Genomic DNA, 22394 nt, shown 5'->3' on the forward strand with positions numbered 1-22394 from the left:
AAGAGTCTCCAGCAGAGGGAAGAGAAAACGAGAGGAAGGCGGGCCGGTCCCGACTCTTCTCATGGCTTCGCGGCCACGAACGGAATTGGGGCCGCAAGTCAAAGCTCGGCGGGGCTTGGCCGCGCACAGCACCGGGCATTGTATTCGGCGCGGATGGCCGTTCCACGGGCTTATCCGGCGCGGCGGGGAGGGCTTTCCGGCCATCCGTTCCGCCCATCGGATGCTATCTTTTCAATAGCAAAAAGCGCCCGTCGGGCGCTCTTTGCGGTGGGATTCCGTCGAAAAATCAGGCTGCCGCGCGCTGCGCCTGCGGGTTGCGCCACTTGGCCAGCAGCTCGTTCCAGCGTGTGCGGGCGGCCGCGAGATTGCGCTCCTTGACGTGGCCGTAGCCGCGGATCTGCTCGGGCAGGCCGGCAATTTCGAGCGCCAGCGCGTAGTTGTCGGCCCGCAGCGCGCCGATCACTTCCTCGATGCTGGCGCGGTACTCGCCGATCAGCGCGCGCTCGGCCTTGCGCTCCTCGGTGCGCCCGAAGATGTCGAGCGCCGTGCCGCGCACGCCCTTGAGCTTAGCGAGCAGCCTGAAGCCGGTCAGCATCCAGGGACCGAACTTCTGCTTCTGCAGCTGGCCCTTGCTGTTCTTCTTTGCGATGAGCGGCGGCGCCAGGTGGTAGTTGAGCTTGTAGTCGCCCTCGAACATGCCTTCGACGCGGTCGAGGAACGTGCGGTCGGTGTGCAGGCGGGCGACTTCGTATTCGTCCTTGTACGCCATCAGCTTGAACAGGTAGCGCGCGACCGTCTCGGTCAGCGCGGTGCTCTTGCCGACGGCCGCCTCGGCCCGCTGCACCTTGCCCACGAACTGCTTGTATTCGTCGGCGTAGGCGGCGTTCTGGTAGCCCGTCAGGAACTCCACGCGGCGCGCCACCAGGCTCTCGACCGATTCGCGCTTCTTGAACTCGATGACCTGGCCGGGGCGCACGCGCTTTTGCAGCTCTTCGGGCCGCACCGCCGCCTGGCGGCCCCATTCGAAGGCCGTCTTGTTGTTCTCGACGGCCACGGCGTTCAGCTCGATGGCGCGCATCAGCGACTCGTGCTCCAGCGGGATCCAGCCCTTCTGCCAGGCGTAGCCCAGGATCATCGGGTTGACGTAGATGCTGTCGCCCATCAGCGTGGTGGCGGCTGCATCGGCGTCGAAGGTGCCCATGGCGTCGATGCCCACGGCGCGCGCGATCTCGGCGGCGCAGGCGTCTTCCGGGTTCTGCCAGTTGGCGTTGCGCACGAAGGCGGCGGTGGGCGAGCTGTGGCTGTTGAGCGCCACGTGCGTGCGCCCTTCGCGCATGCGCGCCATGGTTTCGCCGTTGACCGTGACCAGCGGGTCGCAGGCCAGGATCAGGTCGGCCGCCGCGGTGCCGACGCGCGTGGTGCGGATGTCGTCCTGCGTGTCGCCGATCAGCACGTGGCTCCAGGTGGCGCCGCCCTTTTGCGCAAGGCCGGCCGCGTCCTGCGTGACGATGCCCTTGGCCTCGATGTGCGCGGCCATGCCCAGCAGCTGGCCGATGGTGATGACGCCGGTACCTCCGACGCCCGCCACCACCACGCCCCAGACCTTGCCGCCGACCAGCGACGGAATCGCGGGCTCGGGCAGCAGGCCGAACTCGGCCGGCGTGGCCGCCTTGTTCTTGCCCTTCTTCTTGAGCTGGCCGCCTTCGACCGTCACGAAGCTCGGGCAGAAGCCCTTCAGGCAGCTCATGTCCTTGTTGCAGCTGCTCTGGTTGATGGTGCGCTTGCGGCCGAATTCGGTTTCCAGCGGCTCCACGCTCAGGCAGTTGCTCTGCACGCTGCAGTCGCCGCAGCCCTCGCACACCAGCTCGTTGATGACCACGCGCTTGGCCGGATCGACGGCCGTGCCCCGCTTGCGGCGGCGGCGCTTCTCGGTGGCGCAGGTCTGGTCGTAGATGATGGCCGTGGTGCCGGGGATCTTGCGGAACTCGCGCTGCACGTCGTCGAGCAGGTCGCGGTGCTTGACCTGCACATGGTCGCCGGGGATGTTCACGCCCTCGTACTTCTCGGGCTCGTCGGTCACGATCACGACCTTCACCGCGCCTTCGGCATGCAGGCTCTCGGCGATCTGCAGCACCGAGTGGCCTTCGGGCCGCTCGCCGACCTGCTGGCCGCCGGTCATGGCGACCGCGTCGTTGTAGAGGATCTTGTAGGTGATGTTCACGCCCGCCGCGATGCTCTGGCGGATGGCGAGCAGGCCGCTGTGGAAGTAGGTGCCGTCGCCCAGGTTCGCGAAGATGTGCTGGTCGGTGGTGAAGGGCTGCTGGCCCACCCACGGCACGCCCTCGCCGCCCATCTGCGTGAAGCCGATGGTGGAGCGGTCCATCCAGGTCGCCATGAAGTGGCAGCCGATGCCGCCCATCGCGCGCGAGCCTTCGGGCACCACGGTGCTGGTGTTGTGCGGGCAGCCCGAGCAGAACCAGGGCTGGCGGGTGGCGTCGACCACGCTGGTGGAGGCCTGCTGCACCACCATCGAGCGCTCCTTGGCCTCGAGGATGGCCAGCTGGGCGTCGATGCGCGCGGCCATGTCGGCGCCGGCGGCGGCCAGCAGGCCGGTCTTGCGCAGCCGCCCGGCAATGGCCTTGGCGATCATGGCGGGGTTCAGGTCGGCGTTGGCGCGCAGCAGGGTGTGCGCGGTCGGGTTGGGCATCGACCATTCGCCGCCGGAGTAGCCCTCCGCCGCGTGCACCTCGCCTTCGTCGAACTTGCCGACCACGTTGGGCCGCACATCGGAGCGCCAGTTGTAGAGCTCTTCCTTGAGCTGGTATTCGATGACCTGGCGCTTTTCCTCGACCACCAGGATCTCCTGCAGGCCGGTGGCGAACTCGCGCGTGAGCTGCGCTTCCAGCGGCCAAACCACCCCCACCTTGTGCAGGCGGATGCCCAGCTGGCGGCAGGCCGCATCGTCCAGGCCCAGGTCGATCAGCGCCTGGCGGGTGTCGTTGAAGGCCTTGCCGCTGGCCATGATGCCGAAGCGGTCGTTCGGGCCTTGAATGACGTTGTGGTTCAGCCGGTTGGCGCGGATGTACGCCAGCGCGGCGTACCACTTGTAGTGCATGAGCCGGGCTTCCTGCTCCAGCGCATGGTCGGGCCAGCGGATGTGCAGGCCGCCGGGCGGCATTTCGAAGTCGGTGGGAATGACGATCTCGACGCGCTCGGGGTCGATCATGGCCGTGGCGCTCGACTCGACGATCTCCTGGATCGTCTTCATGCCCGACCACACGCCCGAGAAACGGCTCAGCGCGAAGGCGTGGATGCCCAGGTCGAGGATTTCCTGCACGTTCGCGGGAAAGAACACCGGCGTGCCGCAGGCCTTGAAGATGTGGTCGCTCTGGTGCGCGGCCGTGCTGCTCTTGGAGATGTGGTCGTCGCCCGCCACCGCGATGACGCCGCCGAACTCGGTGGTGCCGGCCATGTTGGCGTGCTTGAAGACGTCGGAGCAGCGGTCCACGCCCGGGCCCTTGCCGTACCAGATGCCGAAGACGCCGTCGAACTTGTTGGTGCCCTGCGGGGAGAAGCCCAGTTGCTGGGTGCCCCATAGCGCGGTGGCGGCCAGCTCTTCGTTCACGCCGGGCTGGAAGACGATGTTCTGTTCCTTCAGGAACTTGCTGGCCTTCCACAGGGCCTGGTCATAGCCGCCGAGCGGGGAGCCGCGGTAGCCGCTGATGAAGCCGGCGGTGTTCTTGCCGGCCTGCTGGTCGCGCAGGCGCTGCAGCATGGGCAGCTTGACGAGGGCCTGGACGCCGCTCATGAAGGCCCGGCCGTAGTCGAGCGAGTATTTGTCGTCGAGCGTGACCGTTTCCAGGGCCTTGCGAATGTGCGCGGGCAGCGGTGCATTCATTTTTTCTGTCTCCGTATGGCAGGGCCTTGTGGGCCTGGCTGATTGCTGTGGGTCTTCGCCCGGGTAGGGCACGAGCCCATGATCATGCAAAGTGTATGCCGGGGTCCGCGACAGGTGTTTGCGTTCTTTGCCCTGAAAAACCCTGTTCCAGAAAGAATCTTGCTTAAGATTCGACTCCATGGAAAGCATTGACAAGTTCGACCTCGCAATCCTGCAAGAACTGCAGGCCGACGGACGCCTCACGAACGCCGAGCTTGCGCAGCGCGTGGGCCTCTCGGCCGCGCCCTGCTGGCGCCGGGTGCGGGCGCTGGAGGAGGCCGGCTTCATCAAGGGCTACCACGCCGAGATCGACCGCCACAAGATAGGGCTGGGCGTGCTCGCTTTCGTGCGCGTGGACACCGAGCGCGTCACGCACGAGGCCACCCGCAAGCTGGAAGACGCCATCCGCAAGCTGCCCGACGTGGTCGCCTGCCACTACATCAGCGGCACCGGCACCTTCGAGCTGCAGGTGGTGGCGCAGGACCTGGACAGCTTCTCGGCCTTCGCGCGCCAGCACCTGATGAACCTGCCGAACGTGAAAGACCTGCACACCAGCTTCTCGCTGGGCGAGGTGAAGGCCAGCAGCGCGCTGCCGCTGGGGCACCTGGCCGCCCGGGGCAAGTAGCCGCGCGGCGGTGTGCGAGCATGCGCCGATCACAACGAAGAGGAAGGGCTGCTCCATGAATCCCGACACCGGCCGCCGGGCACTGTCCTGGCTGCATGAAATGCGCTTGCTGACCGACGCCGAACACACGGCCGCCGCCAGCGACCCCGAGCTCAGCGTGGTCACGCTGCGCACGCCCGCCGAAGCCCTGGCCTGGGTGGTGGCGCGCGAGATCGTCTCGACCGCGCAGCTGGCCGACCTGCCCGCCCGCGCGGCCGCCGGCCGCGCAAACGAAGCGCAGGCGATCGTGTCGGAAGCGACCGGCCTGGTGAGCAGCGAGCTGCCGCTGCCGCCGTGGGCGCAGTTCCAGCTGCGCCTGCGGGAGCGCCGGATGCAGGACGGCGTGAGCGCCGACGCGCTCGACCGGTTGCTCGCCCTCGGGCTCGTCGACGCGGTGCAGCATGCGCACAGCCTCACGATGCTGCCCACGCACCAGGCAGCCTGGGCCGCGCCCGATTCGCTGCCCGCGACGCTCGCCTGGACAGTGCTCGGATCGGGCGCCCTGAGCGACGACGACCTGGCGGCGCTGGCCGGGCGCGCGGGACACGCCGACATCGTCGCCGACGCGGCGGCCCGCGTCGCACAGGCCAGAAAGCCTTCGCGCACGGCGACGTCGTTCGTCACGTCGACTTCGAGCTCGGCGTCTTCCTCGACCTCTTCCACCTCGGCGTATTTCTCCAAGACCACGATTTCCGTCAACACCTCGCCCGGCCTCGTTCCCGCCCGCTGGAAGATGATCGGCGCCGTCGTGGCGGCCCTGGTGGTGCTGTACGTCCTGTTCGGGCGCTGATCGCGCCGTGGCGCGGCCCGGCGGCCGCCTAAAATCGTCGCCCACCATACCCCGCCAACCGCGGAAACGAGGACCCTCAATGAACCCCATCCGCCGCGCCCTGGCCCTCGGCCTTGCCGCCGCCACGCTCGCCTTCGGCGCCCAGGCGCAGAACCGCGAACTGATCGTGGCCTCCAGCGCCACCTACGCGCCGTTCGCCTTCGAGAACAAGGACAAGCAGATCGTCGGCTTCGACATCGACATCATCAATGCCATCGCCAAGCAGCAGGGCCTGAAGATCAAGGTCGTCAACACGCCCTTCACCGGCATCTTCGGCGCGCTGAACAACGGCGACGTCGACCTCGTGATCTCGGGCGTGACCATCAACGAGAAGCGCAAGCAGAGCTACGACTTCACGCCGCCCTACTTCGCGGCCCGCCAGCTGATCGCGCTGCCGAAGAACAGCAAGGTCGCCTCGCTGAAGGACCTGGCCGGCAAGAAGATCGCCGTGGTCAGCGCCTCCACCGCCGACGACATCGCCTCGCGCGAGTTCGGCAAGACCAACCCCGACATCCGCCGCTTCGAGAGCACGCCGCTCATCATTTCCGAGCTGGCCGGCGGCGGCGTCGATGCGGCCATGGGCGACAACGGCGTCATCGCCTATCGCGTGGCGCAGAACCCCGAGCTCAAGACCATCGACGACAAGTCCTTCCCCGAGGAAGGCTTCGGCATCGTCGTGAAGAAGGGCGACAAGGCCCTGCTCGACAAGCTCACCGCCGGCCTCGCTGCGATTCGCGCCGACGGCAGCTACGTGACCATCTACAAGAAGTGGTTCAACAAGGATCCGAACGTGCGCTGAGCCGCACGGCATTTCATTGAATACGGCCGCCCCAAGCGGCCGTTTCGTTTTCCGTTGACTGATCGAGAGAGTTTGAGGACGCAAACATGGAACAACCGGTGCTGCTGTTCGGATGGTTCCGATGGGACATCCTGGTCGAATACAAGGACCTGTTCTGGCAGGGCGCCTGGATGACGCTGCGCATGACCGTGGTCTGCGTGCTGCTGGGGTCCAGCTGGGGCCTGTGCCTCGCGCTCGCGCGGCTGGCGCAGCCGCGCCACGCGCCCTGGACCTGGGTCGCGCGCTTCTTCCTGCGCTGGCCCGCCACGGTGTACGTGAGCTTCTTTCGCGGCACGCCGCTGTTCGTGCAGATCCTGCTGATCCACTTCGCGGTGATGCCGGTGTTCATCCACCCGACCAGCGGCCTGCTGATCGACGGCGAACTGGCGCGCACGCTCAAGCAGGAGCACGGTGCGCTCATCTCGGGCGTGGTGGCGCTCACGCTCAACTCGGCGGCCTACATCTCCGAGGTGTTCCGCGCCGGCATCCAGTCGATCTCGCGCGGGCAGTTCGATGCCGGCCGCTCGCTCGGCTTCTCGCCCGCGCAGGTGATGCGCTACGTGGTGCTGCCGCAGGCCTTCCGCCGCATGCTGCCGCCCCTGGGCAACAACGCGATCGCGCTGCTGAAAGACACCTCGCTGGTGTCCGCCATCGGCCTGGCCGAGCTGGCCTACGCGGCCCGCACCGTGGCCGGCGCCTATGCGCGCTACTGGGAGCCGTACCTTGCGATCTCGGTGATCTACTGGGTGATGACGCTGGTGCTCACGACGATGCTGCGCCGCCTGGAAATCCGTCTCGCCCGCAGCGATCGGGGCTGAGACGGGAAAGGGGCGCGCCACAATAACGGCACATGCCACCCATATCCCCCGAAGAGACACCGATCCCGCCCAAGCGGCCGCAGCCCTCGAAGCTCGCGGCCCTCGAGCCCCTGAAGCTCCCCGTGTTCCGCATGCTGTGGAGCACCTGGCTCATCGCCAACATCTGCATGTGGATGAACGATGTGGCCGCGGCGTGGATGATGACCTCGCTCACCTCCTCGCCCATCTGGGTGGCGCTGGTGCAGTCGGCCTCCACGCTGCCGGTGTTCCTGCTGGGCCTGCCCAGCGGCGCGCTGGCCGACATCCTCGACCGCAGGCGCTGGCTGGTGGCCACGCAGTTCTGGCTGGCCGGCACCGCCATCGTGCTGTGCGCGGCACTGGCGCTCGACGTGATGACGGCGCCGCTGCTGCTGGCGCTCACCTTCGCCAACGGCATCGGGCTGGCGCTGCGCTGGCCGGTGTTCGCGGCCATCGTGCCCGAGCTGGTGCCGCGGCCGCAGCTGCCGGCCGCGCTGGGGCTCAACGGCATCGCCATGAACGCATCGCGCATCGTCGGCCCGCTCACCGCCGGCGTGCTGATCGCGAGCGCCGGCACCGTGTGGGTGTTCGCGCTCAACGCGGTGCTGTCGGTGGCCTCGGGCTTCGTGGTGCTGCGCTGGCGGCGCGCGCACACGCCCAATCCGCTGGGCCGCGAGAAGCTCATCGGCGCGATGCGCGTGGGCGTGCAGTTCGTGCGGCAGTCGCAGCGCATGCGCGCGGTGCTGGTGCGCGTGTCGATCTTCTTCTTCCACTCCACCGCCCTGCTGGCCCTGCTGCCGCTGCTGGCGCGCAACCTGAAGGGCGGCGGCGCCGGCACCTTCACGCTGCTGCTGGCGGCCATGGGTTCGGGCGCGATCATCGCGGTGCTGTTCCTGCCGCGGCTGCGCCAGGCGCTGGGGCGCGACCAGCTGGTGCTGCGCGGCACGCTGCTGCAGTCGGGCGCCACGGCGGTGATGGCCGTCGCGCCCAATGCCTGGGTGGCGGTGCCGGCGATGTTCTTCGGCGGCATGGCGTGGATCACGGTGGCCAATTCGCTCTCGGTGTCGGCCCAGCTCGCGCTGCCCGACTGGGTGCGCGCGCGCGGCATGTCGATGTACCAGATGGCGATCATGGGTGCGAGCGCGATCGGCGCGGCCATCTGGGGCCAGGTGGCCACGGTCACGACGCTGCAGCTGAGCCTGGTCATCGGCGCCATCAGCGGCACGCTGGTGATGCTGCTGGCCCTGCGCTGGGTGACCGACGTGAGCGGCGAGGACGACACCAGCCCCGCCGCGGCCGGCTGGGCCGCCGGCCCGCCGGCCGAGGCACCGCAGGAAGAAGGCCGCGTGGTGATCACGGTCGAATACATCATCGACCCCGCCCGCGCCGCCGCCTTCCACCTCGTGATGCAGCAGACGCGCCGCGCGCGCCTGAGCCAGGGCGCCATCGGCTGGGAGCTGCTGCACGACATCGTGCAGCCCGAGCGCTACGTGGAGCAGATCGTCGACGACTCGTGGACCGACCACCTGCGCCGCTTCAACCGCGCCACCGCGAGCGACATGGCGCTGCGGGAACGCAGGCTCGCCTTCCACATCGGCGAGGCGGCGCCGGTCATCACGCGCTACGTGGTGCGGCGCTGACGCACCGGTTCGGGGCGCCCGGCGGGTCAATTTTTGACCAAACGGGTGAATTTGATGGCATGGCGCTTGCATGCGAAAAATCGCCGGGTATCCACGGATAGCCAGTCTTTTTTGACCATATGGATAATTTAAGCCACCGCCAACTCCGGCGTCACGAGGTACAGCCCCGATGAATACACCTCCCCTGCGCAGCCGTTTCTGGTCCGACCTGACCAGCGAAGAGTTCTCCCGCCTCGACCGTGAACGGCTCATCGCGGTGCTGCCGGTCGGCGCCACCGAACAGCACGGCCCCCACCTGCCGATGTCGACCGACACCGCGACCATCGACGGCATGGTGCGCGCCACGCTGCCCCACCTGCCCGACGACCTGCCGGTGCTCTTCCTGCCCACCGTGCCCTACGGCAAGAGCAACGAGCACTCGCGCTACCCGGGCACGCTCACCGTGTCGGCGGCCACCCTGATCGCGATGTGGAAAGACATCGGCGCCTGCGTTGCGAAAGCCGGCGTGCGCAAGCTGGTGCTCTACAACAGCCACGGCGGGCAGATGAGCGTCATGGACATCGTGGCGCGCGACCTGCGCGAGGAGCACGACATGATGGTCGTGGCCGCCAACTGGTACACGCTGGGCCTGCCCGATGGCCTGTTCACCGCGCACGAGGGCAGGCACGGCATCCATGCCGGCGACCTCGAAAGCTCGGTGATGCTGCACCTGACGCCCGACTACGTGCGCCGCGACCAGTTCCAGAACTTCAGCTCCATGACCGAGCAACTGGCCGCCGAGAACAAGTTCCTCTCGATCACGCCCAGCGGCAAGCTCGGCTGGCAGATGCACGACATCAACCCCGCGGGCGCCGCCGGCGACGCCACGCGCGCCACGGCCGAGAAGGGCGCGGCGGTGCTCGACCATGTGGGCCGCCGCTTCGTCGAGCTGCTGCACGAAGTCGACCGCTTCCCGCTCTCCCGCCTGGCCAACGTGCCGGCCTGGCGCTAGGCTCGCACGCCATGGACAGCACCCGGACCCCTCCCCTGGTCAGCCTGCGCAACGTAGGCAAGCGCTTCGCCAACGGCACGCTCGCATTGCAGGGCATGTCGCTCGACATCGGCGAGCACGACTTCATCAGCTTCCTCGGCCCCTCGGGCTGCGGCAAGAGCACCGCGCTGCGGCTGATCGCGGGGCTCACGCGCCTGAGCTCGGGCGAGATGGCCTGGTCGGGTGCCAACACCGGCTCGGCCAAGGACAGCAAGAGCGACCGCGACCTGGGCTTCGTGTTCCAGGAGCCCACGCTCATGCCATGGGCCAAGGTGTTCGACAACGTCTGGCTGCCGCTCAAGCTGGCCGGCACCAGCCGCGACGCCGCCGCGCCGGTGGTGCAGCAGGTGCTGGAGCTGGTGGGCCTCTCGCGCTTTGCCGACGTGTATCCGCGCGAGCTGTCGGGCGGCATGAAGATGCGCGTGTCGATCGCGCGCGCACTCGTCACGCACCCGCGCCTGCTGCTCATGGACGAGCCCTTTGCCGCGCTCGACGAAATGACGCGCATCAAGCTCAACAACGACCTGCTGGCCATCTGGCGCGAGCACCGCTTCTCCATCGTGTTCGTCACGCACAGCGTGTACGAGTCGGTGTACCTGTCGAACCGCATCGTGGTGATGGCGGCGCGCCCGGGCCGGGTGATCGACGAGATCCGCATCGACGAGCCGTACCCGCGCGGCGAAGAGTTCCGCACCTCGAGCCGCTACAACGCGCATTGCACGGCGGTATCCCAATCCCTGCACGGAGCGCTCCATGGCCTCGACATCGACCATTGAACCCGTGATGCCCATGGACACGACCGACGCCACCCCGTCCGCCGACATGCTGCGCGCGCACGAAGACAGGCTGCGCCGCCGCGAGTCGCTGCTGCGCATCGTCGTGCCCGCGGGCATCGTCATCGCGCTGCTGCTGATCTGGGAATGGACGGTGCGCGCCAACAACATCCCGCACTACATCCTGCCCGCGCCCTCGCTCATTCTTCGCACGCTGTTCGACAACTGGGATTCGCTCTCCAGCGCGCTGTGGTTCACGGTGAAGCTCACGCTGCTCGCGCTCACGGCGGCCATCGTCGGCGGCGTGCTGCTGGCGATTGCGTTCGCGCTGTTCAAGTGGGTGGAGATCGGCCTCTTCCCCATCGCGGTGATCCTGCAGGTGACGCCGATCATCGCGATCGCGCCGCTGATCCTGATCTACGTGTCGAGCACCACGGCGGCGCTGCTGCTGTGCGCCTGGATCGTGGCCTTCTTCCCGATCCTGTCGAACACCGTCATCGGCTTGAAGAGCGCCGACAGCAACCTGCGCGACCTGTTCCAGCTCTACAAGGCATCGCCCTGGCAGACCTTCCGCTACCTGCTCGCGCCCAGCGCGCTGCCGTACTTCATGGCGGGCCTGAAGATCGCGGGCGGCCTGAGCCTGATCGGCGCGGTGGTGGCCGAGTTCACGGCCGGCACGGCCGGCAAGGAAACGGGCCTGGCGTCGCGCATTCTCGAATCGAGCTTCCGCACCGAGATCCCGATGATGTTCGCGGCGCTGCTGCTGGTTTCGTTGCTGGGCATCGTGATCTTCATCGTGTTCGCCGCGCTCTCCCGCCTGGTATTGGGCCACTGGCACGAAAGCGAGATGCGCCGTGAAAGGTAGTTTGCTCGCCCCCAGGCTGCGCGCACTTCGTGTCGCTTCGCCAACCCCCTACCGGGGGCAACACCTGCGGCCCGGCCAAGCCGGTCCCGCGGTGTTCCCTTGCAAAGAGTTCCCCCGGACAGAGCCTCGATGAGTTCCGAACACCCTTTCCCGACAAACTTTGACTGGGACGCGGTACGCGCCGACCTGCGCGGCCTCAACGTCGTCACCGCGCCGGCCCAGCGCAAGCAGCTGTCGAAGGACTTCTACTGGTACAGCCCCATCCTCACCGCGCAGCTCGCGGGCTGCGTGGCCGACCTCGTGGTCAAGGTCAGCACGGAAGACGACGTGCGCCAGGCCGCGGCCGTGGCCGCCAGGTGGAAGCTGCCGCTCACGGTGCGCGCCGGCGGTACCGGCAACTATGGCCAGTGCGTGCCGCTCGAAGGCGGCATCGTGCTCGACGTGACGCAGATGTGCCGCGTGCTCGACATCGGCGAAGGCCGCATGCGCGTGGAAGCCGGTGCGCGCATGCACGACATCGACCTCGCCGCGCGCGAAACCGGCCAGGCGCTGCGCATGTGGCCGTCGACCTGGCACGTGGCTTCCATCGGCGGCTTCATCGCGGGCGGCTTCGGCGGCATCGGCTCGTTCCGCCACGGCATCCTGCGCGACCCCGGCAACCTGCTGCGCGCGCGCGTGATGACGGTGGAGCGCGAGCCGCGCGTCATCGAGCTGCACGGCGACGAGATCCAGCAGGTGCACCACGCCTACGGCACCAACGGCGTGATCCTCGACGTGGAAGTGGCGCTGAGCCCCGCGGTCGAATGGGTGCACTGCACGGTGCTGTTCGACACCTACCGCGGCGCGCTCGACTTCGGCATCGCGGCGCAGGCGCCAACGCTCGACATCTTCCTGCTGTCCACGGTGGAGGCACGCTTCTCGCCCTACTACACGGCCATGCGCGACCGCTTTCCGCCAGACCGGCATGCGGTGTTCACCATGGTCTCGCCCGATTCGATGGCGGACTTCCGCGCGCTCGCCGAGGCGCACGGCGGCACCATCTCGGTCGCCGGCACCGAGGCCGAGTTGCTGGCCGACGGCCTGCCGCCGGCCTACGAATGCGCGTTCAACCACACCACGCTGCAGGCACTGAAGGCCGACCGTGGCTGGACCTATCTGCAGGTGGCTTACGCCCAGCCCTTCGACCCCGCAGTGGTCGAGCGCCATCTGCAGATCTTCGGGGACGACGTGCTGCAGCACCAGGACTTCGCCCGCGCCAACGGCGAATGCGGCACCTTCGGCATCCTGCTGGTGCGCTGGAAGGGCGAGGCCCACCAGTACGAGCTGATCCGCGAGATCGAGTCGCAGGGCGGCTGCAAGATCTTCAACCCGCACGTCGTGACCATCGAGGACGGCGGCATGAAGACCATCGACACGCAGCAGATCGAGTTCAAGAAGCGCAGCGATCCGATGGGGTTGATGAACCCGGGCAAGACGCGCGGCTGGACTGCCGACATGGCTGTCGAGCGCTGAAATGAAATCTCCTCTTCCTTTTCGCCGTGATCGTTGGACAGAGCAGTCGTTGATCGGCCGCGCTCCAGCAGCGTGCCCCGTGCACAGGGCGTCGGGTGCTCCCCGCAGCGAAATAAAGGAGGAGGCCGCAGGCCGGGGGACATTCGCGGAGGGGAGTACCCGACGACCTGCGCACGCGCCCCGAAAAAATTCGACCGACACCAAAATCCCATACCGCATTCAACCCAGGAGTCCACTGCCATGCGCGTTCCCGCTCTGACAATCCGTCCGCTTGCCCTCGGCCTCGCCCTCGCTGCTGCCGCCTTCGCCGTGCAGGCGCAGGAAAAAGTGGTGTTCGCCACCAACTGGAAAGCGCAGGCCGGCCACGGCGGCTTCTACCAGGCGCTGGTGGACGGCACCTACAAGAAGTACGGCCTCGACGTCGAGATCCAGCAGGGTGGCCCGATGGTCAACAACCGGCCGATGCTGCCGGCCGGCAAGGTCGACTTCCTCATGACCGGCAACCTGCTGCAGTCCTTCGACAACGTGAAGAACGGCGTGCCCACCGTGGTCGTCGCGGCCTTCTTCCAGAAAGACCCGCAGGCCATGTTCGCGCACCCGGGCCAGGGCTTCGACACCTTCAAGGACATGACCAAGGCGCCCGTGGCCTTCATCGGCAAGGACGGCCAGTTCAGCTTCTGGCAGTGGATGAAGTCGGAGTACGGCTTCAAGGACTCGCAGCTCAAGCCCTACACCTTCAACGTCGGCCCGTTCCTGGCGGACAAGAAGTCCATCCAGCAGGGCTATGCCATTTCGGAACCGCTGTCGATCAAGGCGCAGGCCGGCTTCGACCCCGTGGTGCAGCTGCTGGCCGACAACGGCTTCTCGACCTACGCGACCACCATCGAAACCCGCGCCGACCTCATCAAGAACAAGCCCGAGACGGTGCGCAAGTTCGTCGAGGCCTCGATCATCGGCTGGAACAACTACCTCTACGGCGACAACAAGGCCGCCAACGAACTCATCGCCAAGACCAACCCCGACTCGCCCATCGCCGCGCTGCAGGGCTCCATCGAGCTGATGAAGAAGATGGGCATCGTCGACAGCGGCGAGTCGCTCACCAAGGGCATCGGCGCCATGGACGAGGCCCGCGTGAAGGACTTCTACGACAAGATGGTCAAGGCCGGCCTGTACAAGCCCGGCGAGGTCGACCTGTCGAAGGTCGTGACCACGCAGTTCGTGAACAAGGGCGTCGGCGTCGACGTCCGCAAGAAGCTCACCGGCAAGTAAGCACGCCGGTTTTTTCCCGTGGGTCGCGCGGGGCTTGCGCCGGGGTCAGATGCCGGCGCCTGGGTTGCCATAAGGCACTGCGCGGCCTTTTGTCCTTGGGCTCTGACCCCGTCTCGCCGAACAGGCGAACCGGCCCTCAAATGAAAACGCTCGTCGTCCACTGCCATCCGAACCCTGACAGCTTCAATCACGCGCTCTACCGCACCGCCCTCGAGGCGCTCGAGCCCCGGCACTCCGTCAAGGCCATCGACCTGTACGCCGAGGGCTTCGACCCGACGCTGACACGCGAGGAGCGCATGGCCTACCTGGACAACCCCGAACTGATCCGCGAACGCGTGAAACCCCACGTCGATGCGCTGCTGTGGGCCGAGCACCTGGTGTTCGTCTATCCCACCTGGTTCCACGGGCCGCCGTCGATGCTCAAGGGCTGGCTGGAGCGGGTGTGGCTGCCGGGCGTGGCCTTCCTGCCGGCCGAGCGCAAAGGGCAGCTCGCGAAGTCGGGCATGCGGCACATCCAGCGGCTGACGGTGGTGACCACGGGTGGCTCGCCGCGCTGGTTCGTGATGGCGATCGGCGATCCGGGCCGGCGGCTGTTCACGCGCGCGCTGCGGGCGCTGTTCGCATGGCGCTGCAAGGTGACGTGGCTGCAGCTGCACGACATGAACGCCGCGACCGCGCACGACCGCAGCCATTTCATTGCGCGCGTGTCGCGCAAGCTGCAGAGCATCTGAGCCATTTCAAACAGAAAGAATAGGGAGCTCGCACCATGAGCCTCGAACGCACGCTCACCGTCCGCGTCGAACGCATCTCGCGGCAGACGCCGGAAATCCTGGCCTTCGAACTGGCCCATCCGTGGGGCCGGCCGCTGCCGGCCTACGAGGCCGGCGCGCACATCGACGTGCACATGCCCGGCGGCTTCTCGCGCCAGTACTCGCTGGCGCGGGCGCCTTCGGGCAATGCAGCGCCGTACGTGATCGGCGTGAAGCGCGAGCTCGGCAGCCGCGGCGGCTCGGCCTCGATGCACGAGCGCGTGCGCGAAGGCGACCTGCTGCCGATCAGCGCCCCGCGCAACACCTTCCCGCTGCGCGAGGAAGCCGCGCATCACCTGCTCCTGGCCGGCGGCATCGGCATGACGCCGCTGCTGGCGATGGCGCAGGCGCTGGCCGCGCGCGGCGCCTCCTTCACGCTGTGCGTGTTCGCGCGCAGCGAGGAACACCTGGCCTTTGCCGATGCGCTGCACGCACCCGCGCTGGCGCCGCATCTGCGGCTGCACCTCGACCAGGGCGACGCCTCGCAGCGTATCGACCTGCGCGCGCTGCTGGCCGAGCGCGCGCCGGGCACGCATCTCTACGTGTGCGGGCCGGGCGGCTTCATGCAGGCGGTGCGCGACGCAGCCGCAAAGACGGATTGGCCCGAAGACGCCCTGCATGCCGAGTACTTCGCCGCCCCCACCGACGCGAACACCGCCACCGGCCTGCCCTTCACGCTCAAGCTCGCGCGGCGCGGCATCAGCGTGCCGGTGGCGGCCGACCAGACCGCCGTCGATGCGCTGCACGAAGTCGGCATCGACATCCCGGTGTCGTGCCAGCAGGGCCTGTGCGGCACCTGCGTGGTCGAGGGCGACGGCGAAGGCGCCGAGCACCGCGACTTCTGCCTGACCGGCAGCGAGCGCCGCCACAAGGTGGCGCTGTGCTGCTCCCGCGCCAGGGGCACGGAGCTGGTGCTTCAGCTGTGAACGCGCGCGCTTCCAACAACACCACCACCAAGCCCCCCGCCGCTGCCGACGAGGGCGACGGCGAGGCCCCCGCCACGCGCGGACGCTCGCGCAAGTACACGCAGGTGCTCGGCCTCATCAACCAGGCCGCCATCGAGGTGTTCGCGAGCGAGGGGCTGGCCGGCGCGTCGACCCAGGCCATCGCCGACAAGGCGGGCCTGTCGAAGGCGCAGCTGCACTACTACATCGAGAGCAAGGAAGCGCTGTACCGGCAGGTGCTGCAGGACATCCTGACCGACTGGATCGTGGTGTTCGGCTTCAGCGACGAAGCCTTCGGCCCGCGCAAGGTGCTGGGCGACCTGATCCACCGCAAGATGGTGTTCTCGTTCGACCATCCGCTGCGCTCGCGCATCTTCACGGCCGAGATGATGCGCGGCGCGCCGGTCATCAACGACATGATGACCACGAGCAAGGCCCGCACCGACCAGGCCGCCGCCGTGATCCGGAACTGGATGAACCAGGGCCTGATGGACAAGGCCGACCCGATGCTGGTGCTGTTCCACATCTGGGCCGTGACGCAGTTCTATGCCGACCATGCCACGCAGGCCGCCTACTTCCGCGATACGGCCCAGCAAGGCGACGAGAAAGACCGGCGCTACCTGATCGAGCAGGTGACCGATTTCCTGCTCAAGGGCGCAGGAGTCAGGTAGAGCGCTTCGAGGGAAGGTACATCGTGGCCTCCACCTCGACGAGCACCTCGTCGCCCGGCAGGAAGCGCGACACCTCGACCACCGTGCTCACCGGCGGCTCGCCCGGATAGAACAGGCCGCGCACGCGGTTGTAGAAGGCGTAGTGCGGCAGGTGGCGGAAGTACTGCACCAGCTTGACCACGTCTTCCATGGTGCCGCCGTGCTCGGCGGCGATCTGGCGGATGCGCTCCAGCACGAACCAGCTCTGCGCCACGATGGGCGCCTCGAAAACGTCCACCGACATCTGGCCGGTGGCGTAGCCCACCCCCTGCAGCGCGGTGCGCGCTTCTTCGGGAATGGCGTCGTAGCCGGCGACGGCGCGGCGCGTGGCCGGGTCGACCGCGACCACGCCGCTCATGAAGACGAAATCGCCGACGCGCTTGGCGGCGGCGTAGTTGGCCATTGGCTTGCCCATGCTCATTGGGTTTTCTCCAGATTTTTCTCGATGATCCGGCCGGCGCGGATGACGGTGCGTTGCCGTCCGCGCGGGCCGATGAGTTCGTGTTCAGCGGTGGCCGACAGCACCAGCAGGTCCGCCGGGCAGCCCGGTGCAATGCGCCCGTCCCACGCGAGCCCCAGCGCCTTCGCGGGGTTCACGGTGATGGTGTCGAGCCAGTCGGCCGCCGGCGCCAGGTGCGCCACCTGCACGCCGAGGCCGAAGGTCTCCAGCAGGTCGTAGCTGCCGTAGGGATAGAAGGCGTCCTGCACGTTGTCGGTCGCCAGGCTCGCACGCAAGCCCCGTGCCGCCGCCTCGCGGATGCGCGTGATGCCGCGCTGCACCGGCGTGCGGTCCCATGCGCCCTGCAGGTAGAGGTTGGTGGTGGGCAGCGCGATGAGATGCAGCCCGGCGCCCGCGCACAGCGCGAGGGTTTCGCCGGCGACCGCATCGTCCTGCACCGACAGCGAGCAGGCATGGCCGCAGGCCACGCCGCCCTTGAAGTCGCGCGCGCGAACCAGTTGCGCGATGCTGCGCAGGCCGCCGGCTTCGGCGTCGAGCCCTTCGTCCACGTGGAAGTCGAGCGCCAGCCCGTGCTGCTGCGCCAGGTCGAACACGCGCCCCAGCTTGTGCACGATGCCGTCGTTGCGGTAGACGAAGGCGCCCAGCACGCCGCCCGCGCGCTTCACCTCGCGCGCGATGCGCTCGCCGGCCGCGAGGTCGGCGAACAGGTCGAGCGGCGTGAGCGAAACGAACTGCAGCTCGACGCGGCCGCGCCATTCCTCGCGCAAGGCTTCGAACACGGGCAGCGCGGCCGGCGGCCCGGCCTGCACCCAGTCGAGATGCGTGCGCAGCGCGCGGGTGCCGCACTGCCATGCGTCGTGCAGCGCGCGCTCCATGCGCAGGCGCAGCGACTCGCCGGTCCAGCTGTCGCGGTGCCGGTTCATGCGGTCGATGGCCGCGAACAGGTTGCCCTGCGCGGCGCCCACGTCCTGCACGGTGTAGTTCTTGTCGATGTGCGCATGGGCCTCTACCAGCGCGCTCAGCAGCGTGCCGCGCGCGTGCTTCTGATCGGCGCTCGGCGTGACCGATTCGACCTTGCCGGCAGCCAGCACGATGTCGAACAGCTCCGCGTCGCCGGCACCGAAGCCCCGCAGCGGCGCCGGAATGCGCAAGGCCTCGAGCTTCATGCGCGCTGCCGCCAGGCGCGCAGCCAGCCCAGGCCGGCCGACGTACCGCCGGGCTCGGCGCCGCGGGCGGGCCGGTACTCGCAGCCGACCCAGCCCTGCCAGCCGCACTGCGCCGACACCTCGTCGATCACGTCGAACAGGTAGGGGTAGTTCTGCTCGCCGATGTCGGGCTCGTGGCGCTCGGGCACGCCCGCGATCTGCAGGTGGCCGACGCGGCCGGTGGGCAGGTATTTGCGGATCTTCATCGCCACGTCGCCTTCGACGATCTGGCAGTGGTACAGGTCCATCTGCACCTTGAGGTTGGGCGCGCCGACGGCTTCGACGATCTCGTGCGCATGGTCTTGCCGGTTGAGGAAGAAGCGCGGAATGTCGCGCGTGTTGATCGGCTCGATCAGCACGTCGCGCCCGGCCTTGGCGGCTTCGGCGGCGGCCCAGCGCAGGTTGTCGAGGTACACGGCCTGCACTGCATCGCGCTCCAGGCCTTCGGGCACGAGGCCGGCCATGACGTGGATGCGCGGGCAGTCGAGCGCCACGGCGTAGTCGACGGCCCGGGCGATGCCTTCGCGGAATTCGGCGTCGCGCCCCGGCAGGCAGGCGAGGCCGCGGTCGCCGCCGTCCCAGTCGCCGGGCGGGCCGTTGAAGAGCACCTGCTTCAGGCCGTTGGCCTGCAGGCGGGCCACGATCTCTTTCTGCGGGAAGGCATAGGGGAAGAGGTATTCGACGCCCTGGAAGCCGTCTTTCGCGGCGGCGTCGAAGCGGTCGAGGAAGTCGAGCTCCGGGTAGAGCATCGAGAGGTTGGCGGCGAATTGGGGCATGGGGTGTTTTTACTACCAGCGCGCGCCGAAGGTGCGGCGCAGTTCATCGATCTGTGCGGCATCCAGCGGCTCTGGGCTTGCAGCCTGGGTGAGCATCCGGAGCCGGGCGGTTTCCTCGAGTTCCTCGAGCACGGACATGGCGGCGGCGGGGCTGTCGTGCCAGACGTTGGGGCCCAGGCGCGAGAGCATCACGGCGCGGATCGGGGTGCCGGCCACGCCCATGCGTTCGATGGCCTGAGCGACTTGTTCGGCCGCCTCGGCTGCACCGGGACGGTGGTACGGAATGACCGGCACGTGGCCGACTTTCATCACGAAGTAGGGCGTGAGCGCGGGGAGCAGTTCGTCGCCCGTTGGGTTCAATGTGAGCGCGACGCAGTGGGTGCTGTGGGTATGGATGACGCAGGCGGTGTGTGCGTCGAATTTGCGCGCGGCGGCGTAGATGCGGGTGTGCAGCGCGATGGTCTTGCTGGCGCGGTCGCCGCTCGTCTGCCGGCCTTGCGCGTCGAGCCTTGCAAGGCGTGCGGGGTCGAGGAAGCCGAGGCAGGCGTCGGTCGGCGTGATGAGGAAGCCGTCGTCCAGCCGCACGCTGATGTTGCCTGCGGTTGCGTGCACGTAGCCTCTGTCGAACAGGCTGCGGCCTGTGCGGCAGATTTCTTCTCTTGCTTGGGTTTCGGTCATTTCTTTTAACGCTGTTGTTCGGGGGCTTGCACAGGCCACCGGGTACTCCCCTCCGCGAATGTCCCCCGGCCTGCGGCCTCCTCCTTTATTTCGCTGCGGGGAGCACCCGGCGCCCTGTGCAGTGGACACGCTGCTGGTGCTCGGCCGATCGACCGGCGCTCTGTCCAACGCTCACGGCGATGGGGTGCCTTGCGCAGCGAAATAAAGGAGGAGCCCGAAGGGCGGGAGACATTCGCGGAGCAAGGTACCCCGTCGGCGTGAGCGAACCCCCGAAAAGAGCCCGTCATTCGAGCACCGCAAACGCCTTGGTAAAAAAATCATCGCTGCCAAAGTTGCCCGACTTCAACGCAATATGCAAGCCGCCTTCAGGCGCAGCGTCGGAACGCGCATGGCACCACGGCACGCCGGGGTCGATCTGAGGGCCGATCTGCATCTGCGCGATGCCCAGCGCCTGCACGCATGCGCCGGAGGTTTCGCCGCCGGCCACCACCAACTGGCGCACGCCGCGCTCGACCAGGCCACGCGCGATGGCGGCGATGGTGCGCTCGACCATCGCGCCGGCCTCCTCCACGCCGAGCTTGCCCTGCACCGACTTCACGGCACCGGCATCGGCTGTGGAATAGACGAGCACCGGGCCCTTGTCGATCAACGGCGCGGCCCATGCCAGCGCTTCTGCCGCGACGTCGACGCCCTGCGCAATGCGCAGCGGGTCGACGGCCATGGCCGCGCCGCCGCGCTGGATGAAGTCTTGCACCTGCCGGTTGGTGGCGAGCGAGCAGCTGCCCGAGACCACCGCCGTCTTGCCGCCGGCCTTCGGCAATGCGCTGGCCTGCGAGGAAGGCGCGAGGCCGAAGTTGGCCGGCAGGCCGATGGCGACGCCCGAGCCCGCGGTGACGAGCGGCATCTTCGCGAGCGCGGGGCCCATGCGCACCAGGTCGTCGTTCGACACCGCATCGACGATGGCGATCGAGATTCCTTCGGCCTTCAGCTGCGCGATGCGTTCGCCGATGGCCGCCGCACCGCGCGCCACCGCGGCGTAGTCGATCAGCCCCACCCTGCGCTTGCACTGCGCCTGCAGCACGCGCACCAGGTTCGGGTCGGTCATCGGCGTGAGCGGATGGTTCTGCATGCCGCTTTCGTTGAGCAGCACGTCGCCCGCGAACAGGTAGCCCTTGAACACGGTGCGCTTGTTGTCGGGGAAAGCGGGGGTGGCGATGGTGAAGTCGCAGTTCAGCGCATCCATCAACGCTTCCGTGACAGGGCCGATGTTGCCCTGCGGCGTGCTGTCGAAGGTGGAGCAGTACTTGAAGTAGATCTGCTGCGCGCCCTGCGCCTGCAACCAGCGCAGCGCATCCAGCGATTGCGCGATGGCCTCGGCCGGCGCGACGGTGCGCGACTTGAGCGCGACCACGACGGCATCGACATCCGCGTCGAGCGGCGGCCGTTCGGCCCCCGCGCTCGGCGCTTCGGGCACGCCGATGGCCTGCACCACGCGCATGCCGGCGCGCACCAGGTTGTTGGCGAGGTCGGTGGCGCCGGTGAAATCGTCGGCGATGCAGCCGAGCACGAGCTTGGCCATGGCTCAGTCCTTCAGCGCCAGCTTCACGGCCTGCGCGTTCTCTCGCACGTAGTCGCGCAGGATGGCGTCGAAGCTGGCGTCGGCCTTCAGGCCCAGCGCCTCGGCGCGCGTTGCCTGGATGCGGCTGGGCCAGCTGGTGACGATCTTCGCGACGGCGGCATCGGGCTCCCAGTCGATCAGGCCGGTGGCTTCCTTGCCCGCGATGCGTTCGAGCGCCTGCGCCATGTCGCGCACGGTGGTGGTGAGCGCGGGCAGGTTGACGGCCGTGCGCGCGCCCCACTCGGCGGCGCTGGCCGTGGCCGCGCGGATGATGCCGGCGACGGTGTTGCCGGGCGAAGCCAGCGCGACCGGCGTGTCGGGCGGCACGGGGCAGCGCGCGCGCTCGCCGGCCAGCGGCTCGCGCAGCATGCCGCTGAGGAAGCTGGAGGCCGCGCCGTTGGGCTTGCCCGGGCGCACCGACACCGTCATGAGCCGCACGTTGCGGCCCTGCACGAAGCCCTTGCGCGTGAAGTCGGCCACCAGCTGCTCGCCGATGAACTTCTGGATGCCGTAGCTGTTCTGCGGCGTCGGCAGCGTGGTGTCTTCGATCACCGCAGGCAGGCGCTGCTCGGGCGAATCGCCGAACACCGCGACCGAGCTGGAGAACACGAACACCGGCGCATGGCCGGCGCGGCGCGCGGCTTCGAGCAGGCCGCGCGTGGCGTCGAGATTGCTGCGCATGCCGAGGTCGAAGTCGGCTTCGCACTCGCCGCTGACTGCCGCGGCGAGGTGGAACACGAGCTGCGTCTCGGCCATGGGCAGCGCGCCGCTCGCGAGCTGTTCGAGCAGGTCGCCCTGCACGAACTGCACGCGCGCATCGCCGGCCAAGTCGGCGGGCGGCGGCACGCGGTCGGCCAGGGTGATGCGCGACACGGGCTGCGCGGCGGCGCCGGCCAGCGCGAGATGGCCGCCGGCGAGCAGCGTGCGGGCGAGGCGGGCGCCGAGAAAGCCGCAGCCGCCGGTGATGAGGATGTTCATGTGTGTGTCTCTCTGTGCTTTCT

General features: G+C 68.3%; 20 protein-coding genes. 13 read left to right on the top strand and 7 right to left on the bottom strand.

The window, feature by feature from the left end; genetic code table 11:
• Nucleotides 1-286: 286 nt before the first annotated feature.
• On the bottom strand, nucleotides 287-3898 hold the full coding sequence (locus WIX39_RS03260; RefSeq protein ID WP_106936429.1) for an indolepyruvate ferredoxin oxidoreductase family protein: 3612 nt from the start codon (nucleotides 3896-3898) through the stop codon (nucleotides 287-289).
• A 178-nt stretch (nucleotides 3899-4076) separates the two neighbouring features.
• On the opposite strand from WIX39_RS03260, the gene WIX39_RS03265 reads away from it, so the two are divergent.
• From WIX39_RS03265 to WIX39_RS03325, 13 genes are all read left to right on the top strand, one after another.
• On the top strand, nucleotides 4077-4562 hold the full coding sequence (locus tag WIX39_RS03265; protein ID WP_081268781.1) for an Lrp/AsnC family transcriptional regulator: 486 nt from the start codon (nucleotides 4077-4079) through the stop codon (nucleotides 4560-4562).
• Between the two features lie 55 nt (nucleotides 4563-4617).
• Complete coding sequence (locus tag WIX39_RS03270) at nucleotides 4618-5391, top strand: hypothetical protein (protein WP_106936428.1); 774 nt, start codon at nucleotides 4618-4620, stop codon at nucleotides 5389-5391.
• A 79-nt stretch (nucleotides 5392-5470) separates the two neighbouring features.
• On the top strand, nucleotides 5471-6229 hold the full coding sequence (locus WIX39_RS03275; RefSeq protein WP_081268779.1) for a basic amino acid ABC transporter substrate-binding protein: 759 nt from the start codon (nucleotides 5471-5473) through the stop codon (nucleotides 6227-6229).
• A gap of 86 nt (nucleotides 6230-6315) precedes the next feature.
• The gene (locus tag WIX39_RS03280) at nucleotides 6316-7086 is read left to right on the top strand and encodes an amino acid ABC transporter permease (protein WP_081268778.1); all 771 of its coding nucleotides are present in this window, start codon (nucleotides 6316-6318) and stop codon (nucleotides 7084-7086) included.
• Nucleotides 7087-7118: 32 nt separating this feature from the next.
• Entirely contained in the window at nucleotides 7119-8744 is a 1626-nt protein-coding gene (locus WIX39_RS03285; protein ID WP_106936426.1) for an MFS transporter, read from the top strand.
• Nucleotides 8745-8913: 169 nt separating this feature from the next.
• Nucleotides 8914-9735 (top strand): creatininase family protein, encoded by an 822-nt coding sequence (locus tag WIX39_RS03290; protein WP_106936424.1) that lies wholly within the window; start codon nucleotides 8914-8916, stop codon nucleotides 9733-9735.
• 11 nt (nucleotides 9736-9746) lie between these two features.
• Nucleotides 9747-10550, top strand: coding sequence for an ABC transporter ATP-binding protein (locus WIX39_RS03295; protein WP_081268775.1), 804 nt, complete (start codon nucleotides 9747-9749; stop codon nucleotides 10548-10550).
• Nucleotides 10528-11412 carry an ABC transporter permease gene (locus WIX39_RS03300; RefSeq protein WP_199851872.1) on the top strand — a complete coding sequence of 295 codons (885 nt, stop codon included), beginning with the start codon at nucleotides 10528-10530 and terminating at the stop codon, nucleotides 11410-11412. Before WIX39_RS03295 ends, WIX39_RS03300 begins: the two co-directional genes overlap by 23 nt.
• 129 nt (nucleotides 11413-11541) lie before the next feature.
• Nucleotides 11542-12924, top strand: a complete 1383-nt coding sequence (locus tag WIX39_RS03305) for an FAD-binding oxidoreductase (protein ID WP_409194497.1) — start codon at nucleotides 11542-11544, stop codon at nucleotides 12922-12924.
• A 240-nt stretch (nucleotides 12925-13164) separates the two neighbouring features.
• Nucleotides 13165-14193, top strand: coding sequence for an ABC transporter substrate-binding protein (locus WIX39_RS03310; RefSeq protein WP_081268772.1), 1029 nt, complete (start codon nucleotides 13165-13167; stop codon nucleotides 14191-14193).
• Between the two features lie 140 nt (nucleotides 14194-14333).
• Entirely contained in the window at nucleotides 14334-14924 is a 591-nt protein-coding gene (locus tag WIX39_RS03315; protein ID WP_081268771.1) for an NAD(P)H-dependent oxidoreductase, read from the top strand.
• Between the two features lie 35 nt (nucleotides 14925-14959).
• Nucleotides 14960-15928, top strand: a complete 969-nt coding sequence (locus tag WIX39_RS03320; RefSeq protein WP_409194498.1) for a PDR/VanB family oxidoreductase — start codon at nucleotides 14960-14962, stop codon at nucleotides 15926-15928.
• The gene (locus tag WIX39_RS03325; RefSeq protein WP_106936418.1) at nucleotides 15925-16617 is read left to right on the top strand and encodes a TetR family transcriptional regulator C-terminal domain-containing protein; all 693 of its coding nucleotides are present in this window, start codon (nucleotides 15925-15927) and stop codon (nucleotides 16615-16617) included. Before WIX39_RS03320 ends, WIX39_RS03325 begins: the two co-directional genes overlap by 4 nt.
• Here the strand turns inward: WIX39_RS03325 and WIX39_RS03330 are convergent.
• From WIX39_RS03330 to denD, 6 genes are all read right to left on the bottom strand, one after another.
• Complete coding sequence (locus tag WIX39_RS03330; RefSeq protein WP_081268768.1) at nucleotides 16610-17077, bottom strand: RidA family protein; 468 nt, start codon at nucleotides 17075-17077, stop codon at nucleotides 16610-16612. The genes WIX39_RS03325 and WIX39_RS03330 overlap by 8 nt on opposite strands.
• On the bottom strand, nucleotides 17074-18282 hold the full coding sequence (locus WIX39_RS03335; RefSeq protein WP_409194499.1) for an amidohydrolase family protein: 1209 nt from the start codon (nucleotides 18280-18282) through the stop codon (nucleotides 17074-17076). The genes WIX39_RS03330 and WIX39_RS03335 overlap by 4 nt, the downstream gene beginning before the upstream one ends.
• Nucleotides 18279-19097 carry a 2-oxo-tetronate isomerase gene (gene otnI, locus WIX39_RS03340; RefSeq protein WP_409194500.1) on the bottom strand — a complete coding sequence of 273 codons (819 nt, stop codon included), beginning with the start codon at nucleotides 19095-19097 and terminating at the stop codon, nucleotides 18279-18281. The genes WIX39_RS03335 and otnI overlap by 4 nt, the downstream gene beginning before the upstream one ends.
• A gap of 12 nt (nucleotides 19098-19109) precedes the next feature.
• Complete coding sequence (locus tag WIX39_RS03345; RefSeq protein WP_409194501.1) at nucleotides 19110-19775, bottom strand: aldolase; 666 nt, start codon at nucleotides 19773-19775, stop codon at nucleotides 19110-19112.
• A 283-nt stretch (nucleotides 19776-20058) separates the two neighbouring features.
• A complete protein-coding gene (gene otnK, locus WIX39_RS03350) occupies nucleotides 20059-21354 on the bottom strand; it encodes a 3-oxo-tetronate kinase (RefSeq protein WP_409194502.1) in 1296 nt (431 codons plus the stop codon).
• Between the two features lie 3 nt (nucleotides 21355-21357).
• Nucleotides 21358-22371, bottom strand: a complete 1014-nt coding sequence (denD, locus tag WIX39_RS03355) for a D-erythronate dehydrogenase (RefSeq protein WP_409194503.1) — start codon at nucleotides 22369-22371, stop codon at nucleotides 21358-21360.
• Between the last annotated feature and the right edge of the window lie 23 nt (nucleotides 22372-22394).

The organism is Variovorax sp. AB1(2024), from assembly GCF_037482385.2.
Taxonomy (GTDB): Bacteria; Pseudomonadota; Gammaproteobacteria; order Burkholderiales; family Burkholderiaceae_C; genus Variovorax.

What these genes read in the sequence shown, in the direction of transcription:
- WIX39_RS03260 (WP_106936429.1), bottom strand. Translation starts at nt 3,898, where the DNA reads ATGAATGCACCGCTGCCCGCGCACATTCGCAAGGCCCTGGAAACGGTC.
- WIX39_RS03265 (WP_081268781.1), top strand. Translation starts at nt 4,077, where the DNA reads ATGGAAAGCATTGACAAGTTCGACCTCGCAATCCTGCAAGAACTGCAG.
- WIX39_RS03270 (WP_106936428.1), top strand. Translation starts at nt 4,618, where the DNA reads ATGAATCCCGACACCGGCCGCCGGGCACTGTCCTGGCTGCATGAAATG.
- WIX39_RS03275 (WP_081268779.1), top strand. Translation starts at nt 5,471, where the DNA reads ATGAACCCCATCCGCCGCGCCCTGGCCCTCGGCCTTGCCGCCGCCACG.
- WIX39_RS03280 (WP_081268778.1), top strand. Translation starts at nt 6,316, where the DNA reads ATGGAACAACCGGTGCTGCTGTTCGGATGGTTCCGATGGGACATCCTG.
- WIX39_RS03285 (WP_106936426.1), top strand. Translation starts at nt 7,119, where the DNA reads ATGCCACCCATATCCCCCGAAGAGACACCGATCCCGCCCAAGCGGCCG.
- WIX39_RS03290 (WP_106936424.1), top strand. Translation starts at nt 8,914, where the DNA reads ATGAATACACCTCCCCTGCGCAGCCGTTTCTGGTCCGACCTGACCAGC.
- WIX39_RS03295 (WP_081268775.1), top strand. Translation starts at nt 9,747, where the DNA reads ATGGACAGCACCCGGACCCCTCCCCTGGTCAGCCTGCGCAACGTAGGC.
- WIX39_RS03300 (WP_199851872.1), top strand. Translation starts at nt 10,528, where the DNA reads ATGGCCTCGACATCGACCATTGAACCCGTGATGCCCATGGACACGACC.
- WIX39_RS03305 (WP_409194497.1), top strand. Translation starts at nt 11,542, where the DNA reads ATGAGTTCCGAACACCCTTTCCCGACAAACTTTGACTGGGACGCGGTA.
- WIX39_RS03310 (WP_081268772.1), top strand. Translation starts at nt 13,165, where the DNA reads ATGCGCGTTCCCGCTCTGACAATCCGTCCGCTTGCCCTCGGCCTCGCC.
- WIX39_RS03315 (WP_081268771.1), top strand. Translation starts at nt 14,334, where the DNA reads ATGAAAACGCTCGTCGTCCACTGCCATCCGAACCCTGACAGCTTCAAT.
- WIX39_RS03320 (WP_409194498.1), top strand. Translation starts at nt 14,960, where the DNA reads ATGAGCCTCGAACGCACGCTCACCGTCCGCGTCGAACGCATCTCGCGG.
- WIX39_RS03330 (WP_081268768.1), bottom strand. Translation starts at nt 17,077, where the DNA reads ATGAGCATGGGCAAGCCAATGGCCAACTACGCCGCCGCCAAGCGCGTC.
- WIX39_RS03335 (WP_409194499.1), bottom strand. Translation starts at nt 18,282, where the DNA reads ATGAAGCTCGAGGCCTTGCGCATTCCGGCGCCGCTGCGGGGCTTCGGT.
- otnI (WP_409194500.1), bottom strand. Translation starts at nt 19,097, where the DNA reads ATGCCCCAATTCGCCGCCAACCTCTCGATGCTCTACCCGGAGCTCGAC.
- WIX39_RS03345 (WP_409194501.1), bottom strand. Translation starts at nt 19,775, where the DNA reads ATGACCGAAACCCAAGCAAGAGAAGAAATCTGCCGCACAGGCCGCAGC.
- otnK (WP_409194502.1), bottom strand. Translation starts at nt 21,354, where the DNA reads ATGGCCAAGCTCGTGCTCGGCTGCATCGCCGACGATTTCACCGGCGCC.
- denD (WP_409194503.1), bottom strand. Translation starts at nt 22,371, where the DNA reads ATGAACATCCTCATCACCGGCGGCTGCGGCTTTCTCGGCGCCCGCCTC.